This is a genomic window from Paenibacillus sp. EKM211P (genome assembly GCF_011066175.1).
Classification (GTDB): Bacteria; Bacillota; Bacilli; order Paenibacillales; family Paenibacillaceae; genus Paenibacillus; species Paenibacillus polymyxa.
Genome location: NZ_JAAMNS010000004.1, coordinates 403,175 through 419,311, shown reverse-complemented (window position 1 = coordinate 419,311; position 16,137 = coordinate 403,175). Strand labels below are relative to the sequence as shown.

The following is a 16,137-nucleotide window of genomic DNA, read 5'->3' as shown; positions in this document are numbered from 1 at the left end:
TATACATAAACTAGTAACTATTTGTATACGAATTGTTATTTATTTATAACTATTATTTTATCATCTCTTATGTAAATGTCAACATTCCCCCAAACACTACCTATACTTGGGATACAAAAAAGCGCGGAAATGACACCAGGATCGGCATCTATCCGCGCATTTCTATTCCCTTAGAAAGCTAATCTGCTGTGTACAGCTACATTCCATGTATCCACTAATTAGCTATTCTGCTCGCTCTATTTGTTCCTTTATTCCCTCATCTTCACTGGCTGATACAGCCGCTTTCGTCTTCGTTGTAATTTTCCCCAACAAATAAACCAGCAAATTCTGATTGTGCTGAGATATTCGGTTAAGCGCAGAACCCAGAAAATCGTCGCGAATTTGCAATCCGCGCTCCACTTCTTCTCTGCCTTGATCTGAAATAACAATCCATACAATTCTACGGTCCTTTACGTCTCTGAACCGGGTGACCAGTCGATTCCGCTCCATCCGGTCCAATAGCATCGTAACTGCCGCAGGTGTGGTGGCGAGATATGGGATTAGTTGAGACGGCTTCATGCGTCCGTATTCGTTCAGAACCTCCAGCACCGTGAGTTGAGCCTCCGTTAGTGATGGAGCTAGTTGCTGCTCCATATGAACCTTGTAATCCTTAGCCATTCTGGACCAGATTTTTGCAAATTCGGTCGTTTGCATTTTGCCTCACTCCTTTGAATAACAGGGTCAGTAAAAGCATCAAAGTTACCATATGGGCCACCGTCCGGATTGTATTTCATCACATTAAATTTTCGCCATTTCCCCTCAGTTTCCTGCCGTTTTTGGAGCATCAAATGAAAAGGGGAAGGAAGTCTCACTTCGGATTTGGAGACAGGTCAAGGTTCGACAGCATGACGGCAAAAAGGTCCTCATTCGTGCTGGAATGGCACGTGAGGACCCCTCTTTTTCGAGCTAAAAAACGCTTGACTTTACAATTATTCTACTGTCTGCGAACTCTGAGGCTCACTACGCGGCAGCACATTTACAATTTCGTCCTTCTTCTCCACCGGAGCCAGCAGTTTGCCTGTATCCTTGCGATCGGTTAAAGGAGCTTTTTCCGAAAGGAAGGACATCGTCTGTCCTTCTGATGTGATGACAAATAATTGAACAGCTTCACGACAGTAGAAGGCAGCCACAATTCGAGTTCCGTTCGAACGCACCCGCTTGCCTTCCTTGAATTCGAAGGTGCTGATTCCTTTACCGCCTCTTCCCTGAGAAGGATAATCCAGCAGAAGCGTACGCTTACCATAACCGGATTCGGTTAGTACCAGCACCTCTCCTTCGTCTTCTTCTACCCATAGTGCTGCGACAATTTCATCGCCTTCCGCCAGTTGTATACCTTTGACCCCCGCTGAAACGCGGCCCATGGCATTAACCTCTTGCTCCTTGAAGCGTATGCTCATCCCCGCACGGGTAATCAACATAATATCTTTGCTATTGTCGCTTAATGTTACTGATAATATCTCATCGTCGCCAGCCACCTTGCAGGCTGCTACAGCACTGGAACGCTTTGTGGCATATTCTGTAAGTTCCGTTCGTTTGACTTGCCCTTTCTTTGTTACAAACACCAGGCTTTTGCCGATTTCCTCTATATTTTTGATCGGAATAACACTTACGATTCGATCTTCCTTCGATAGCGAAATGACATTAACGATTGGAGTGCCCGGCTCTTTCCACTTATACTCCGGTATCTGATGCACAGGCAGCAAAAAGTATTGTCCACGCTGGGTGAAGACGAGCAGCACATCGAGTGTATTCACGTCAAGGAACTGAGTAATGTAGTCCCCTTCTTTAACTCCGGAATTTGAACGATCCCCGCCAGAACGAGTGAACGACAGCATACTCGTACGTTTCACATAGCCATCTTTCGAGAGAGTTAGCAATACATCCTCTGCCGCAACCATGACCTCCAGATTTACCTTAATCTCTTCTACTTCACCCTGTATTTCCGAACGACGGTCAATGCCGTACTTTTCACGAATTTCCAGCAGCTCCTTGCGGATCAGACTGATCAGCTTGCGGTCACTTTCCAGAATAGAACGGTATTGAGTAATTTTCTTCTGAATGTCAGCAAGTTCTTTTTCAAGGGTGGTAATTTCAAGATTCGTAAGACGGTACAATTGCAGAGTCAAAATGGAATCCGCCTGCCGTTCACTAAAGCCAAACATCCATTGCAAATTATTTTGTGCATCCTGACGATTTTTGGAAGCTTTAATAGCCGCAATGACTTCATCCAGAATGTTCAGCGCCTTGACCAAACCTTCCAGTACATGTGCGCGGTCCTCCGCCTTTTCCAGCTCAAACTTAATGCGATTTGTGACAACTTCACGCTGGTGAGCAATATACGCTTCTAAAATGGATTTTAGTCCAAGCTGGTGCGGCGCTTTGTTTACGATGGCTACCATATTGAAGTTATAAGCCACTTGGAGATCGGTTTTTTTCAGCAGATATGCCAAAATACCTTCGGCATCCGCTTCCTTCTTCAGCTCGACAACAATACGCAGGCCATTTCGTCCACTCTCGTCACGAACTTCGGCAATCCCTTCTACCTTTTTCTCCAGACGGATGTTCTCCATAGCGGTTACGAGCCTGGATTTAACAACCTGGTATGGAATCTCTGTAATAACCAGTTGCTGCTTGCCTCCACGCAAAGACTGAATTTCCGTTTTGGAACGGATATAAATGCGTCCTTTGCCTGTTCTGTATGCATCCTTGATGCCTTCGCCACCCATAATGAGTCCGCCAGTCGGAAAATCTGGGCCTTTTATAAAGGTCATAATCTCTTCCAGTTCGATCTGCGGCTTTTCCATCACTGCGATGGTGGCGTCAATCACCTCACGCAAGCTATGAGTTGGAATTTCCGTTGCAAACCCCGCTGAAATCCCGCTAGATCCGTTTACCAACAGATTAGGATAACGGGAGGGCAGCACGACGGGTTCCTTTGCCGAGTTATCAAAGTTATCCTTGAACAAAACCGTACGTTTTTCGATATCACGTAGCATTTCCATTGCAATCGGAGACAAACGTGCCTCCGTGTAACGCATAGCTGCCGCAGGATCGTCGTCCTGAGAACCCCAGTTGCCGTGGCCATCCACCAGTACGTGGCTCATTTTCCAAGGCTGCGCCATCCGTACCATCCCATCGTAAATAGATGAATCACCGTGAGGATGGTAATTACCCATAACGTCCCCAACGGTTTTGGCGGATTTGCGATACGCTTTTTCCGGGGTATTACCCGAATCGTACATCGCGTACAGAATCCGGCGTTGTACGGGCTTTAATCCATCCCGTACATCAGGTATCGCCCGATCCTGAATTATATATTTGGAATATCGGCCAAAGCGGTCACCGACCATTTCCTCCAGATAAGCTGGCAAAAATTGCTCCGATAAGCTCATGTCTACACCTCATTTAATAGCACTACTCTACGTATTCCGTGAAATCCACGTTTTCCACGATCCAGCGCTTACGCGGATCCACCTTATCACCCATCAATGTGGACACACGGCGTTCAGCTTTGGCAGCATCCTCAATCTGAACGCGCAACAGGGTGCGTGACTCGGGATTCATTGTCGTTTCCCATAACTGATCAGGGTTCATCTCCCCGAGTCCTTTATAACGTTGAAGCTCGAAATTCCGTCCAAACTCTTTTAAGTAATTATCAAGCTGCTCGTCAGTCCAGGCATAACGAACTGTTTCGAGCTTACCCGACTTGCGGGTTATTTTATACAATGGCGGCTGAGCAATAAATATGCGTCCTGCATCAATGAGTTCTTTCATATACCGATAAAAGAACGTCAACAACAGTACTTGAATGTGCGCGCCATCCGTATCTGCATCGGTCATAATGATGATTTTGGAATAATTGCTGTCTTCCAGCGTGAACTCTGTTCCTACCCCCGCGCCAATCGCTGCCGTAATAGCACGGTACTCATCATTTTTCATAATATCCGCCAACTTTGATTTTTCCGGATTCATCGGCTTGCCCTTTAGTGGCAAAATCGCCTGAATTTTGGAATCCCGTCCCTGTTTGGCCGATCCTCCAGCCGAATCGCCTTCCACGATAAATAACTCATTACGTGTAAAATCTTTAGACTGCGCAGGCGACAGTTTGCCATTCAAATTAGAACTTTCACTACGTTTCTTGCCAGAGCGCATTTCGTCCCGAGCCTTACGTGCAGCTTCACGCGCTTTGGATGCTTGAACTGCCTTTCTGATCAAGGTTTGCGCTATCTGTGGATTTTCCTCCAAAAAGCGCTGCATTTGTTCAGACACGATGGCATCCACTGTACTCCGCGCCGAAGCACTACCCAGCTGATCTTTTGTCTGACCGACAAATTCAACCTCGGCCATCTTGACACTGATTACAGCCATCATACCTTCACGTAGATCGTTGCCCTCCAGGTTTTTATCCTTTTCCTTCAACATCGCTGTTTTGCGTGCATAGTCGTTCATGATACGAGTGTAAGCGGTTTTGAAGCCTGTTTCATGCGTACCCCCGCCACGTGTCGGAATGGAGTTAACGAACGAAGCAATCGTCTCTGTGTAGCCGGCATTGTATTGGATGGCAATCTCCACTTCAATGTCTTCTTTCTCGGCATTAAAATGAATGACATCATGCAGTACATCCTTGCCCTCATTCAAAAAAGAAACAAACTGACTTGCTCCACCCTCATAAAAATATTCATCTGACTTTCCGCTGCGTTCGTCTTTAAGCTGAATACGAAGGCCGGAATTCAGAAAAGCAATTTCCTGAAGACGCTCAGCCAGCGTATCATAGTTAAAATGAATTCCTGACTGAAAAACGCGAATATCCGGTTTAAATGTAATTTTTGAACCCGTCTTGTTAGTATTGCCCAGCACTTCAAGGCCTGTGGTCGGTTCACCGACATGCTCCACGCCCTTCTTGTCCTGCCAATATTCAAACCGCTGACGGTGAATCTTGCCGTCCCGGTAGATTTCCACTTCAAGCCATTCCGAAAGAGCGTTCGTTACAGACGCACCTACCCCATGCAGACCCCCGGACTTTTTATATCCCGAACCGCCAAACTTACCTCCGGCGTGCAAAATGGTGAATACAACTTGAGGCGTAGGGATTCCCATTTTGTGCATTCCCGTAGGAATACCGCGCCCGTTGTCTGATACTGTTACAGAACCGTCCTTATGCATTGTGATATCAATGCGAGAGCAAAACTTGGCGAGATGTTCATCCACCGCGTTGTCTACAATTTCCCATACCAAATGATGCAGTCCCGAAGAACTGGTGCTCCCGATGTACATGCCCGGCCGTTTGCGAACTGCCACAAGCCCTTCGAGCACTTGAATGTCGTCCGCGCCATATTCTGAAGCTCCGTTCTGTGTACTGGAAGCTCCCGCAGACAAGTCGATTTTGTCGACCATTCATGCTCCCCCTTTGTCTAATCATAACCGTGTTTTGCCTTATTCTTGATGGTTTTCACCAAAAATGCAAACAGATGTTTTCTTTTACCTTGTCCATTTTAATTCAATATATCCCGTTTCGTAAAGACGGCGAATGAAACAATCAACGCCGCAGCCCCCCAAATGCCCAGTACAACTAAAGAAAATGGCAGGGTCATTCCCTCAATCGGGGCAGGGCTTCCAGATAAATAATCGGTTAATCCGAGGTTAACCATAAATAAATATTTGGCGCTCTGCCAAGATGAAGCCATGTTGGTCAGTATAGTGCCCGAAATGAGCGCGGCCATCATGACCACGATACTTGCAGCTGTACTACGTACCAGAACAGATACCATAAAGGCTAACGAAGCAACCACCAGACTGACAAACCAGATCAATCCGGCTTGCAGCATCAGGTAATGCCATTGTGGAATTGCATGTACAGCAGACAAATCCACCGTCGATCCAACAATTTGAAAGCCGGTAAATACCGGAACATTAAAACCACGAAAACCAAAAAACAAGCCTGATATGAGATAACTAATGACAAATACGGCCAAAATGATGAGCGAAACGAACATATACAGTGTCAGCAGCTTGCTCAGCAGTATTTTCCACCGCCTGACCGGCCGAGTCAGCAACATTTTTATCGTGCCTGTCGTCCGTTCTCCTGAAACCAAGTCCGAAGCAATGGCCATGATCAACAACGGAACGAACAGATTTATGGAGTTATCCATAAACTCTCTGGTAAAAGTGACGCCACTCGGCTCATTAGGATTCACGTCATTTTCCAGATAATATTGCATCTGCTGCACAAAGACCCGACGATAGGTCTTCCATTCTTCGGGAACCCTATCGCTGCCCAGCGAGTTTTGGTTATCGGTAATGGCTTGACGCAGTTCCAGCCGCCAATCATTGCCGAATTTCTTGCGATTGTTTTCTGCCACTTTCATCTGAGCGTACGTAAAAATCGGCACAAGCACAAGCAAAACAAGTAAAATGACATAAAATCGTTTCTTCTTGATAATTTTAAGGGTTTCATTTTGTACGAGCGGTAAAATATTATTCAAGTATCTCACCTTCCGTCATTTTCAGGAATAGTTGCTCCAGTGTAGGATTAATTTTGGTTACACCTTTAACGGAAATACCGGAAGCTGTCATGTGTGCGACCAGCTTCGCAATATGCTCTTCATCCATTTCTGTAAAAATAGCATCGACTCCGCTGCCTGCAACAATGCTGTCATCAATTAATTCATCGACGTTCGTAATTATGTGCACATACGGAGAATTTTGCAATAGGGCAAGGCCTTGATCGCGAGGCTCCAGCTGCCATACAGCCATATGTGAGTGTGTCTCAACCAGTTCCTGTACCCCACCAACAGCCAGCACCTTTCCCCGACTAATAATTGCCACACGATCACATAGCAACTGGATCTCGCTGAGCAAATGACTGGAAACAAATACAGCCATGCCTTCTGCCGCTAACAAACGGATAAAAGCTCTCATCTCTTTGATTCCCTTGGGGTCTAGCCCGTTCGTCGGCTCATCCAAAATGAGTAGCTTAGGTCTGCCAAGCAAGGCTTGAGCTATACCAAGACGTTGGCGCATCCCCAGTGAATATGTACTTACCTTATCATGGATGCGACGATCGAGCCGAACCAACTCAACCACCTCGCGGATGCGCTGTTCATCAACACCAGGCTGCATGCGGGCAAAATGTTCTAAATTCTCCCATCCTGTCAGGTAGCTGTACACCTCTGGATTTTCCACAATAGAACCAATATGCCGTAAAGCCTGCTCAGGGTCACGATTTACATTATGACCGCATACGGTTATCGTCCCTTCCGTAGGCTTAATTAAATCGACCAGCATACGAATAGTCGTCGTTTTTCCTGCTCCATTTGGGCCGAGAAATCCGAAAATTTCACCTGCGCGAACGTCGAACGTTACATCATGAATGATCATTTTGCGTTTAATTCGTTTTTTAACATGCTGAACAGAGAGCACGATTTCATTATTGCTGCTGTCTCTCTCTGCGCTACCAACCTGATTGGAGGAATGAAGACTGGACACTGCATTCGTGGATGTCGAATCTTGGGTCACGCCAGCCTCGGTCTTGTCAGCAGATTGGATGCTCATTACTTGTTCCCTCCCTTTTTCGCTTCTGCAGGTTGGCTACTTGTAGACTGTTGATTAGGATTTACATGATCGTTACCCTTCGTTGCGGTAACAGCAAATCCTTGTGCGATACGTTCAGCGATTGCCTGATAGCCTTGTCCGTTGGGATGAAAATGATCGGATGATAAATAGACGGGCAAATTTTGCTCGAATAAATCGAAAGTTGGAACCAGCGTCATGTTACTGTTTTGGTTGGTAATTGCCATGGCAGCCATATTCCATTCTGTTACCACAAGATTACCGGGAATTTTCATTTCCCGCAGATCACTGAATGGATTATACAATCCTACATAGACAATTTTAGCATTCGGATTAATTTTCCCTACCTTTGTTAGCACCTTTTGCAGACGTTTGGCTGCATCAGGCAGAGCTTTGCGCAAACCGCTGAGTGTAGGTGGCTCTTTGCCGGTTTGGGCCGCCTGTGCGCCCTGAAATAAATCATTTCCGCCAATCGAAACTATAATCACATTAGCCTTCTTCAGTACATAAGACACACCAGGCTCATCCAACTTGGTTAATAGTCCTTGAGTCGTCAGTCCATTAATCCCTAGATTATTTATGAGCCGAGCTTTATGTCCTTCCTGATCATTTAACAAAGTCACCGACCGACGCACAAAACCACTTCCGGAGTCATCCCCCGTTCCTTTGGCTAACGAATCGCCAATGGCAGCTACACGCAACTCTTCCGTCTGAGCAGTAGCCGATGGTGCAGTTTGTGTCTGCGATGAACCGGATTGTACAGGTTGAGTACTTACCAATGGCTCTGGAGCCGTAATACTTCGTACTGCTGCAATAAATCCGTACAATAATAGCAGTGTGGCGGCAATGGAAACGGAACCGACAGACCGCCAAATCCATTTTGATGAATTCACTCGTGTTCCCTCCTGATAGCTTGGTGAAATAAACATAAAGCTTCTCCTGTCATTTTGCAAATAAACCGTTCTGGTTCAAGCGAAAATCAATGATTACAATCCCATATAATTTTCCATGAACATACTAAAAAAGGATGGCAAATTCCCATCCTTTTATTATACTTTTTGTGCGAATAGCCCTTCCTCTCATCAGCGGGATTAGACGGAAGGAACTATTTGCTATCAGGGATGAAACTTCTAATCCATTGTCCAAAACTACCCGGATTTCGGCTTTGAATCAGTACCGTTCCTTCACCGCGAAAACGACATACAAGAGCTTCCCCACTCGTTACGCTGGACAACCAGCCTTTAGATGCCTTTTCAATTCTATAATCCATATAATCCGGCCATGCCACTAGATGAGCATTATCAATAATACGCTCCTCTCCTGGCGCGATATAAATGGGGTGAATGGCTCCATACGAGGATAGGAATACTGTGCCTCGGCCACTGATTTCTACAATAAAAAAACCTTCACCGGAGAATAAACCTTTCATCAGGTTTTGCATTTTGGTACTAACCTCAATCCCTTCCGTACAGGCCAAAAAACCGTCCTTTTGGACCAACAGCCTGTACGTGCCATCCAGTTCCACTGCTTGTACATCACCTATGCTTGCGGGGGCTAGCAGTACTTCAGCGGGTCCCCGGGCTGCTCTCAGCTCTTGAAAAAAGAATTTTTCTCCGCTCAGCATTCTGCCTAAACCACGTAACAGCCCACCGTCTACCGTCCCCTTTATATCTACACTGGAAGACATGGAAACCATCGCTCCCATTTCTGCTTTAATGGTTTCTCCGGGGTTCAACTGCACCTTAAGCATAGCAAAAGCACCTTCATGCACGATTTCGTAGCTCATTTGTTCACCTAGCTTTCCAAAAGTAGTCTGTTATCCATTCAGCTTACTGTCATCATACTATAAGCACGTCCCTTATGTCTTTTCTGGTATAGAGCAATGATTTATGCCTGAAGTGACATGAGCGACATAAAAAGACCCGCTGAACGTTGTCAGCGGGTCTTTACATTACGTACGTCACTATCTTTTTATAAACAGAAATGACGTTTAGAACGTTTTCTCTATCAACTTAGTTACGTGTGAACTCTTGTACCCAATATCCATTGTAGTAAGCCACACCGATTTGTGTATATTCTGCCTTCAAGATATTTTCACGATGTCCCTGGCTATTCATCCAGGCCTTCATCACTTCTTGTGGTGTTTTTTGTCCCATTGCAATATTCTCACCCGCATACGTATAAGTTACACCGAATTTTTTCATCATATCAAAGGGTGAACCGTAAGTCGGAGATGTATGGGAAAAGTAATTGTTCGTGCTCATGTCCTTCGCCTTCGCTAAGGCTACTTCTGTAAGCTTCGCATTAGATGTGAGGGGCTTCAGACCTTTTTGACTGCGCTCATTGTTTACAAGCTTTACAACCTCAGCTGCAAATTGAGACTTGCTGAGTTGTGCATTAGAATCTGTAGACTGACCTGCACCTGAATTGGTGTTTTGTGTTTGGGTCTGTTGCTTGTTAACAGACTTTGAAGCCTTTTGGTTACCCTGATTCGTCGTTTGCTTGCCAGAAGAAGGATTTGCTGTTTTTGTTTTAGCCTTGTCCTTTTCAGAATAATCCTTAATGACCGTCTTTGTTATTGTCGTCGTCCCGTTGGACATATTGACTGTGTATCCGTTATTTTGAAACCACTGTTGTAATTGAGCAGATAAATCGTCAGCTGGTGAAGCTGATGCCGGAACGATGAATCCTGCGGATAAAATGGCGCTTAGGCTTCCCATCACCAGTGTTTTTTTCAACATATTCTTCATTTCGTCATCTCCTTGTTGTATAAGTGCCTTGGTGTGAACGTCTCAGGTTACAACTTTGTAATCTTTACTCTAGCAGTATATCATGTTTTATAGCATCATCAATGGTATAAAAGTTGGAAAAAAAATAGTCCTGCTCGGCAATGGCGAACAGGACGAAGTTAAAAATAGTGAGGCTTTAAGTATTAGATTGTTTGTTGCAAGCTGATTATCTAAGCTTTTTGCTGAAACGGTAGCCTTGCTTCTCAAAGCCGATTCGGTTGTAGAAAGCACGGGCCTCTACTTGTTTGATGCGGTTATTCGCTCCAGTAATGAATAAATGATAGCATCCTTGCGCACGCCCCCACTCCTCACCACAAGCAACCAACCGCTTGCCAATGCCTTCGCCGCGATACTCCCCGCTCACGACCAGCATGGTGATTTGTACAGCAGGATCAGGATAGGCCAGGCTTTGAGCCGTATGCATGCCGATTACTCCGACTACACGACCATCCATTTCTGCAACCATCATATTCGCTTGACTGTCCTCCTGCGCTGTTCCCATAACTTCTTTCATAACACCACAAGTCATCGGGTATCCGACTTCTCTGAGTAGTCCAGTTACGGCTTCACAATCGCCAAGCTCTACGGAACGAATTGTCAGTACTGGAATCATCACACTGTTAGACATGATTTACCTCCACTTTCAGCATATTGGCAGCTTCTTTGGCTGTCTTCCGTGCTGTTTCCACATCTTCTGCAGCGCTAAGCGCTACAGCCATCCGGCGTCCCGGCTTGGTTTCAGGCTTCCCGAACACTCGCACCTGTGTCCGGGGTAGCAATAGTGCATCATGCAGACCGCTTATTGCGAAATCGCGCGTAGCCACTTCTGCCTTTAAGGTAGCTGAAGCTCCTGGTGTAAGCAGCGTGACGGATGGCACCGGGAATCCGAGAATTGCCCGTACATGAAGCGCAAATTCAGACAAATCCTGCGTAATCATGGTCACCATACCTGTATCATGCGGACGCGGGGATACTTCACTGAATATGACGCTATCAGCCGTTAAAAACAGCTCTACGCCAAACAATCCGTAACCACCCAGTTCATCCGTAATCGTACGGGCAATGTCCTGCGCCTCCGAAAGCTGCTTGTCCGTCATGCCATGAGGCTGCCAGGATTCGACATAATCCCCATCTTTTTGAATGTGGCCAATCGGTGGGCAAAAAGTCGTGCCTGATTCCGATCTGACGGTCAATAAGGTGATTTCGCTCTCAAACGGGACAAAAGCTTCAACAATGACACGTGTCGTTTTGGCACGTGCGCCTTCCAGCGCCGTATTCCAGCAGGATTCTGCGTCTTCGAGTGTCCGGCATACAGACTGCCCTTTACCCGACGAACTCATTAAGGGTTTGACCACGCATGGCGTGCCCAGCTCTTGAACCGCCGACCGTAACTGCTCAAAATGATCTGCAAAACGGTAGGCAGCAGTCGGAAGCTGTAATTTCTCGGCAGCCAACCTGCGGATACCCTCACGGTCCATCGTAAGACGAGCGGCCCGTGCCGTTGGTACTACGTGAAATCCCTCTTGCTCTAATTCTTCCAAAGCACCCGTAGCAATAGCTTCGATTTCAGGTACAATTATGTCGGGCTGTTCCTTGCGAATTAGTGCCTTCAACGCCTCAGCATCCTGCATATCCAGACAGTGAGAGCGATGGGCCACCTGCATTGCTGGAGCCAGCTCATAGCGATCTACAGCAATACATTCCACGCCAAGCCGCTGAGCTTCAATAATGACTTCTTTTCCCAATTCGCCGCTACCCAGCAGTAGCATCTTCTTAGCCTTGGCAGAAAAAGGAGCACCCCACATCTTGAACTCTTCCCCCTCTGACGATATTGCTCTGATCTCTTTTCATCTTTATTTTCAGGGTTTAGCTCCAAGAATGCAATAGTGCTCGGCATTTTAATTTACAAAAAACGCGATTTTTTGATCTTTTTTTTACAAAAATCTGAACTGTGCTTCCACCAGCCCCCGATATATTCCATGTTTTTTCATCAATTGTTCATGATTACCACTTTCTTGGATCTCCCCATGGTCCAGTACAACGATATGATCAGCATTCCGGATGGTGGACAAACGGTGAGCGACCATAAAAGAAGTTCTGCCTTCCAATAGAACCTGAAGGGCCTCCTGAATTTTCAACTCCGTTTCTGTATCAATGCTGGCTGTGGCCTCATCCAGAATAAGAATTCGCGGATTAGCCAGTAAGGCACGGGCAAAGGATAAGAGCTGGCGCTGACCCATGGACAGCATCCCCCCACGCTCCTCTACCTCTGTTTCATAGCCATCTGGCAAATGAACAATAAATTCATGAGCATTGACCGCCTTCGCAGCCGCTTCAATCTCCTCATCCGTTGCATCCAAACGGCCAAATCGGATATTATCACGTATCGTTCCCGAAAAAATAAATGTATCCTGAAGCACGATGCTAATCTGGCTGCGTAAGCTCTCCACTGTGACATCTCGCACATCATAACCGTCAATAGTGAGTCTCCCTGACGTAATGTCATAAAAACGGCTGAGCAAATTAATAATTGTACTTTTACCTGATCCAGTATGACCTACAAGCGCTATAGATTGACCTGCCTTGACAGAGAGATTAATACCTTTAAGCGCCTGCCGCCCCTTTTCATATTCAAAAATGACTTTATCAAATTGAATATCACCCCGAATAGGCGGCAAAGCTTTTGCTCCGGGTTTGTTTGCAATATTCGGCTGTTCATCCATGAATTCAAAAATTCTTTCTGACGAAGCCATCGCAACCAGTAGCTGATTATACATTTGACCTAGCCGATTAATCGGCTCCCAAAAGTTCCCTACATAGTTGGCAAATGCAACCAGCAAACCCACCGTCAGCTGATCTGTCTGAATTAAATGCGCTCCAAACCAGAACAGCACAAGCGTACCTAATCCTCCGGTAATATCAATAAGTGGGCCAAAGACCTGATTCATGGCAGAAGCCTTATCCCACGATTTTTTACTGGAGCTGTTCATATCGTCGAAATAAGCCATGTTTTCCTGCTCCTGCGTATACGCTTGTGTCACACGAATTCCCTGAATAGATTCATTCAAATGAGAATTGATACGCGAGTTCTTCATGCGTACTTCTTGCCAGGCGCGACGGATGCGTACTCGCAGCTTGGTCGAAATCAAAAACATGATCGGAACAGTCACAATCACTGCCAAACCGAGCTTCCAGTTAAGAAGCAGCAAAATGACAATAATTCCGAAAAGCTGTACGCAGTCAATCAGGACGTTCACTGCACCATTCGTAAATAAATCCTGTAGCGAGTTAATGTCATTCGTTACACGTACTAATACAGAACCTGCTGGTCTTTTATCAAAAAAGTTGAAGGAAAGCTTCTGAATATGCTTGAACAAATCTTCACGCAAATCGTAAATAACCCGCTGACCAATAATATTGGTGAATTTAATACGGTACGTGCTGGCTGCCCATTGGATTAAATATAACAAGAGCACGGCACCCGTGATGAGCAACAATAACTTTACGCTAGGTAGTGCAGGCGATGCAGGAGCAATGGCCTTGTCAATGGCCAGACTGATCAAATATGGAACCGTCAGCTTAGTAATCGTGCCTAGAATCATCATGATCAGAAGAATCGGCAGAATCTGACGGGCATAAGGTTTCATGTATGCTAGCAAACGTTTGAATTCCGCCCAGTTAAACGGTTTATCAATAACCTCATCATCTTGATAGACAAAGCGCTCATTGGTCGGCTTCTTTAACGGTTTGGCTTTTTCTACTGGAATATTCATGGTCTCACCTGTCCTTCGGATACACCGCCTGGAGCCTCCGCTATGTAATCGGCGTATTGAATATGATACACATCTTGGTATGGACCTGGAGTAGCAATGAGCTGTTCATGTGTTCCACGTTGGACGATTCGTCCTTCCTCAAGCACCACAATTTCATTGGCATGACGAAGCGAGGAGATTCGGTGAGCTATAATAAACGTTGTGCGTCCACGCATAACCTCTTGAAAACCGGACTGAATTTCATGCTCCGTCTCCATGTCGACCGCACTGGTAGCATCATCCAGAACCAGAATTTTTGGATTTTTGAGTAGTGCGCGTGCGATGGCAATCCGTTGTTTCTGCCCTCCGGACAGTCCCAATCCACGTTCACCGACGACAGTGTCGTAGCCAAGCGGTAATTCAGTGATGAATTCATGCGCCTGAGCCAGCTTGGAAACGCGTATGATGTCATCCATACTGACATGACTTAATCCATATGCAATATTGTTGCGTATGGAGGACGAGAACAGAAACGTCTCCTGAAACACGGAAGAAATTTGAGCACGTAAATCACGAATTTTCAAATGACGTATATCCGTACCATCCAGTTTGATGCTGCCTGCATTCACATTATAAGCTCGCATGAGTAGTTGAATTATGGTCGACTTCCCGGACCCTGTTCCTCCTAAAATCCCAATGACCGATCCCGGTGGCGCATCCAGATTGATGTCAACAACAGCAGGTAGCTTATTTCCGTAAGCAAAGGTAACATGTTCAAACGTCACATGTCCCTTCACCTGATCGGCGTTGAGTGTAAGTGCATTAGCTTCATCAGTTACATCTACAGACTGGTTTAGCAACTCCAAAACCCTTTCACCGGAAGCTTTGGACTGCGTATAGTTATTGATATGAAAACCAATGCTCCAGATGGGACCGATAATATACCAAATTAAGCTAAAGAAGGCGACGAGTTGCCCCAAGGTCATTGACTTCTGTATAACCAGATATCCACCCATCCCCAGGAGAAGAACCACACTGACCGAGGCAATCAGTTCCATCGCGGGGAAAAATCGACTCCATAAGGAAGCAGCCTGAATCTGGTTGCTCTTGTACTGCTCATTACGTACGGAGAATTTTTCAACTTCATAGGATTCGCGAGCAAAAGATTTAACGGTTCGCACACCTGTAATATTTTCTTGTACCGCTGTTGTCAGGGCGCTGAGAGCAATTCGCATTTCCTGAAAGGTGGGATGAATCCGTGATTCAAATTTGAATGTGACGAAGAGTAGCAATGGCATGCTGATCATCGTAAAGAGGGTGAGCTGCCAATTAATATACAGCATCATGATAGAGCCGAATACGACCATCAGTAGCACATTGAGGAGCTGGGCAAAACCAAACCCGATAAAGTTGCGGATCGCCTCCAAATCCCCCGTCAGACGGGACATAAGATCCCCCGTTTTGGCAGTGTCATAATATCTGAAGGATAGAAATTGCAGCTTTTCGTAACAGGCATTGCGAAGTCGATACGCCAAGTAGTTACCTAGCCGTCCACCAAAAAAACCATGTAAAAATTGCATAAACCCTTTGATGATCACGACTCCCAGTACAGTCAGAGCCAGAACTGGAACTTTCTCAAACTCACCGGGAATGATAGCGTTATCAATGAGCCGTTGGAGCAGGTTCGGATACACCAGTCCCAAGGCCGTCGCTATCGCAAGGCATAGAATGGAAAGAAATAGATAATGTCTCCTCTCTCGAAAAAAAACTTGCAGTTGCCTGAGCACTTCCATGTCAAGTCCCTCCATTAGTTGCACGACGTTGTTATATGGCTTAGTGAAGTTTACCATCCGTGTTCCAAGGCGGCAAAGAGGATAACGGGCCGTTTTCAGGCAGGTTCCCAATTGGTAGGTGATTAGACAAATTAAATCGCTTTCTTATCATTGAATATGGCTATTTCCTCAGTTTTCCTTTCTTTTTTGAAGTAT

12 protein-coding genes are annotated in these 16,137 nt (G+C 45.8%); all 12 read right to left on the bottom strand.

Translation table 11 applies throughout. The annotated features are described in order from the left end of the window. Positions 1-222 precede the first annotated feature (222 nt). Complete coding sequence (locus tag G9G57_RS10220) at positions 223-693, bottom strand: MarR family winged helix-turn-helix transcriptional regulator (protein ID WP_016822123.1); 471 nt, start codon at positions 691-693, stop codon at positions 223-225. 275 nt (positions 694-968) lie between these two features. Further along, positions 969-3,431, bottom strand: a complete 2,463-nt coding sequence (gyrA, locus tag G9G57_RS10215) for a DNA gyrase subunit A (RefSeq protein ID WP_017427593.1) — start codon at positions 3,429-3,431, stop codon at positions 969-971. 22 nt (positions 3,432-3,453) lie between these two features. Beyond that, positions 3,454-5,433 carry a DNA topoisomerase IV subunit B gene (gene parE, locus G9G57_RS10210; RefSeq protein ID WP_017427592.1) on the bottom strand — a complete coding sequence of 660 codons (1,980 nt, stop codon included), beginning with the start codon at positions 5,431-5,433 and terminating at the stop codon, positions 3,454-3,456. A gap of 98 nt (positions 5,434-5,531) precedes the next feature. Then, the gene (locus G9G57_RS10205) at positions 5,532-6,521 is read right to left on the bottom strand and encodes an ABC transporter permease (protein ID WP_164964900.1); all 990 of its coding nucleotides are present in this window, start codon (positions 6,519-6,521) and stop codon (positions 5,532-5,534) included. After that, positions 6,514-7,590, bottom strand: coding sequence for an ABC transporter ATP-binding protein (locus tag G9G57_RS10200; protein WP_164964899.1), 1,077 nt, complete (start codon positions 7,588-7,590; stop codon positions 6,514-6,516). Before G9G57_RS10200 ends, G9G57_RS10205 begins: the two co-directional genes overlap by 8 nt. Beyond that, entirely contained in the window at positions 7,590-8,537 is a 948-nt protein-coding gene (locus G9G57_RS10195) for a GDSL-type esterase/lipase family protein (protein WP_164964898.1), read from the bottom strand. The genes G9G57_RS10200 and G9G57_RS10195 overlap by 1 nt, the downstream gene beginning before the upstream one ends. Positions 8,538-8,713: 176 nt before the next feature. After that, entirely contained in the window at positions 8,714-9,394 is a 681-nt protein-coding gene (locus tag G9G57_RS10190; protein ID WP_016822128.1) for a TIGR00266 family protein, read from the bottom strand. Between the two features lie 226 nt (positions 9,395-9,620). Continuing rightward, positions 9,621-10,358 carry a CAP domain-containing protein gene (locus G9G57_RS10185; RefSeq protein ID WP_016822129.1) on the bottom strand — a complete coding sequence of 246 codons (738 nt, stop codon included), beginning with the start codon at positions 10,356-10,358 and terminating at the stop codon, positions 9,621-9,623. A gap of 205 nt (positions 10,359-10,563) precedes the next feature. After that, positions 10,564-11,025 carry a GNAT family N-acetyltransferase gene (locus tag G9G57_RS10180; protein WP_016822130.1) on the bottom strand — a complete coding sequence of 154 codons (462 nt, stop codon included), beginning with the start codon at positions 11,023-11,025 and terminating at the stop codon, positions 10,564-10,566. Further along, positions 11,018-12,202, bottom strand: coding sequence for a formate-dependent phosphoribosylglycinamide formyltransferase (gene purT, locus G9G57_RS10175; RefSeq protein WP_019687815.1), 1,185 nt, complete (start codon positions 12,200-12,202; stop codon positions 11,018-11,020). Before purT ends, G9G57_RS10180 begins: the two co-directional genes overlap by 8 nt. Positions 12,203-12,331: 129 nt before the next feature. Then, positions 12,332-14,170, bottom strand: a complete 1,839-nt coding sequence (locus G9G57_RS10170) for an ABC transporter ATP-binding protein (protein ID WP_164964897.1) — start codon at positions 14,168-14,170, stop codon at positions 12,332-12,334. Further along, on the bottom strand, positions 14,167-15,942 hold the full coding sequence (locus G9G57_RS10165) for an ABC transporter ATP-binding protein (RefSeq protein ID WP_164964896.1): 1,776 nt from the start codon (positions 15,940-15,942) through the stop codon (positions 14,167-14,169). Before G9G57_RS10165 ends, G9G57_RS10170 begins: the two co-directional genes overlap by 4 nt. Positions 15,943-16,137 lie beyond the last annotated feature (195 nt).

Coding starts and splice junctions, on each gene's coding strand:
- G9G57_RS10190 (WP_016822128.1), bottom strand. CDS start 9,394: ATGAGCTACGAAATCGTGCATGAAGGTGCTTTTGCTATGCTTAAGGTG.
- G9G57_RS10180 (WP_016822130.1), bottom strand. CDS start 11,025: ATGTCTAACAGTGTGATGATTCCAGTACTGACAATTCGTTCCGTAGAG.
- G9G57_RS10165 (WP_164964896.1), bottom strand. CDS start 15,942: ATGGAAGTGCTCAGGCAACTGCAAGTTTTTTTTCGAGAGAGGAGACAT.
- G9G57_RS10220 (WP_016822123.1), bottom strand. CDS start 693: ATGCAAACGACCGAATTTGCAAAAATCTGGTCCAGAATGGCTAAGGAT.
- G9G57_RS10185 (WP_016822129.1), bottom strand. CDS start 10,358: ATGAAGAATATGTTGAAAAAAACACTGGTGATGGGAAGCCTAAGCGCC.
- G9G57_RS10200 (WP_164964899.1), bottom strand. CDS start 7,590: ATGAGCATCCAATCTGCTGACAAGACCGAGGCTGGCGTGACCCAAGAT.
- parE (WP_017427592.1), bottom strand. CDS start 5,433: ATGGTCGACAAAATCGACTTGTCTGCGGGAGCTTCCAGTACACAGAAC.
- G9G57_RS10170 (WP_164964897.1), bottom strand. CDS start 14,170: ATGAATATTCCAGTAGAAAAAGCCAAACCGTTAAAGAAGCCGACCAAT.
- purT (WP_019687815.1), bottom strand. CDS start 12,202: ATGTGGGGTGCTCCTTTTTCTGCCAAGGCTAAGAAGATGCTACTGCTG.
- gyrA (WP_017427593.1), bottom strand. CDS start 3,431: ATGAGCTTATCGGAGCAATTTTTGCCAGCTTATCTGGAGGAAATGGTC.
- G9G57_RS10195 (WP_164964898.1), bottom strand. CDS start 8,537: ATGTTTATTTCACCAAGCTATCAGGAGGGAACACGAGTGAATTCATCA.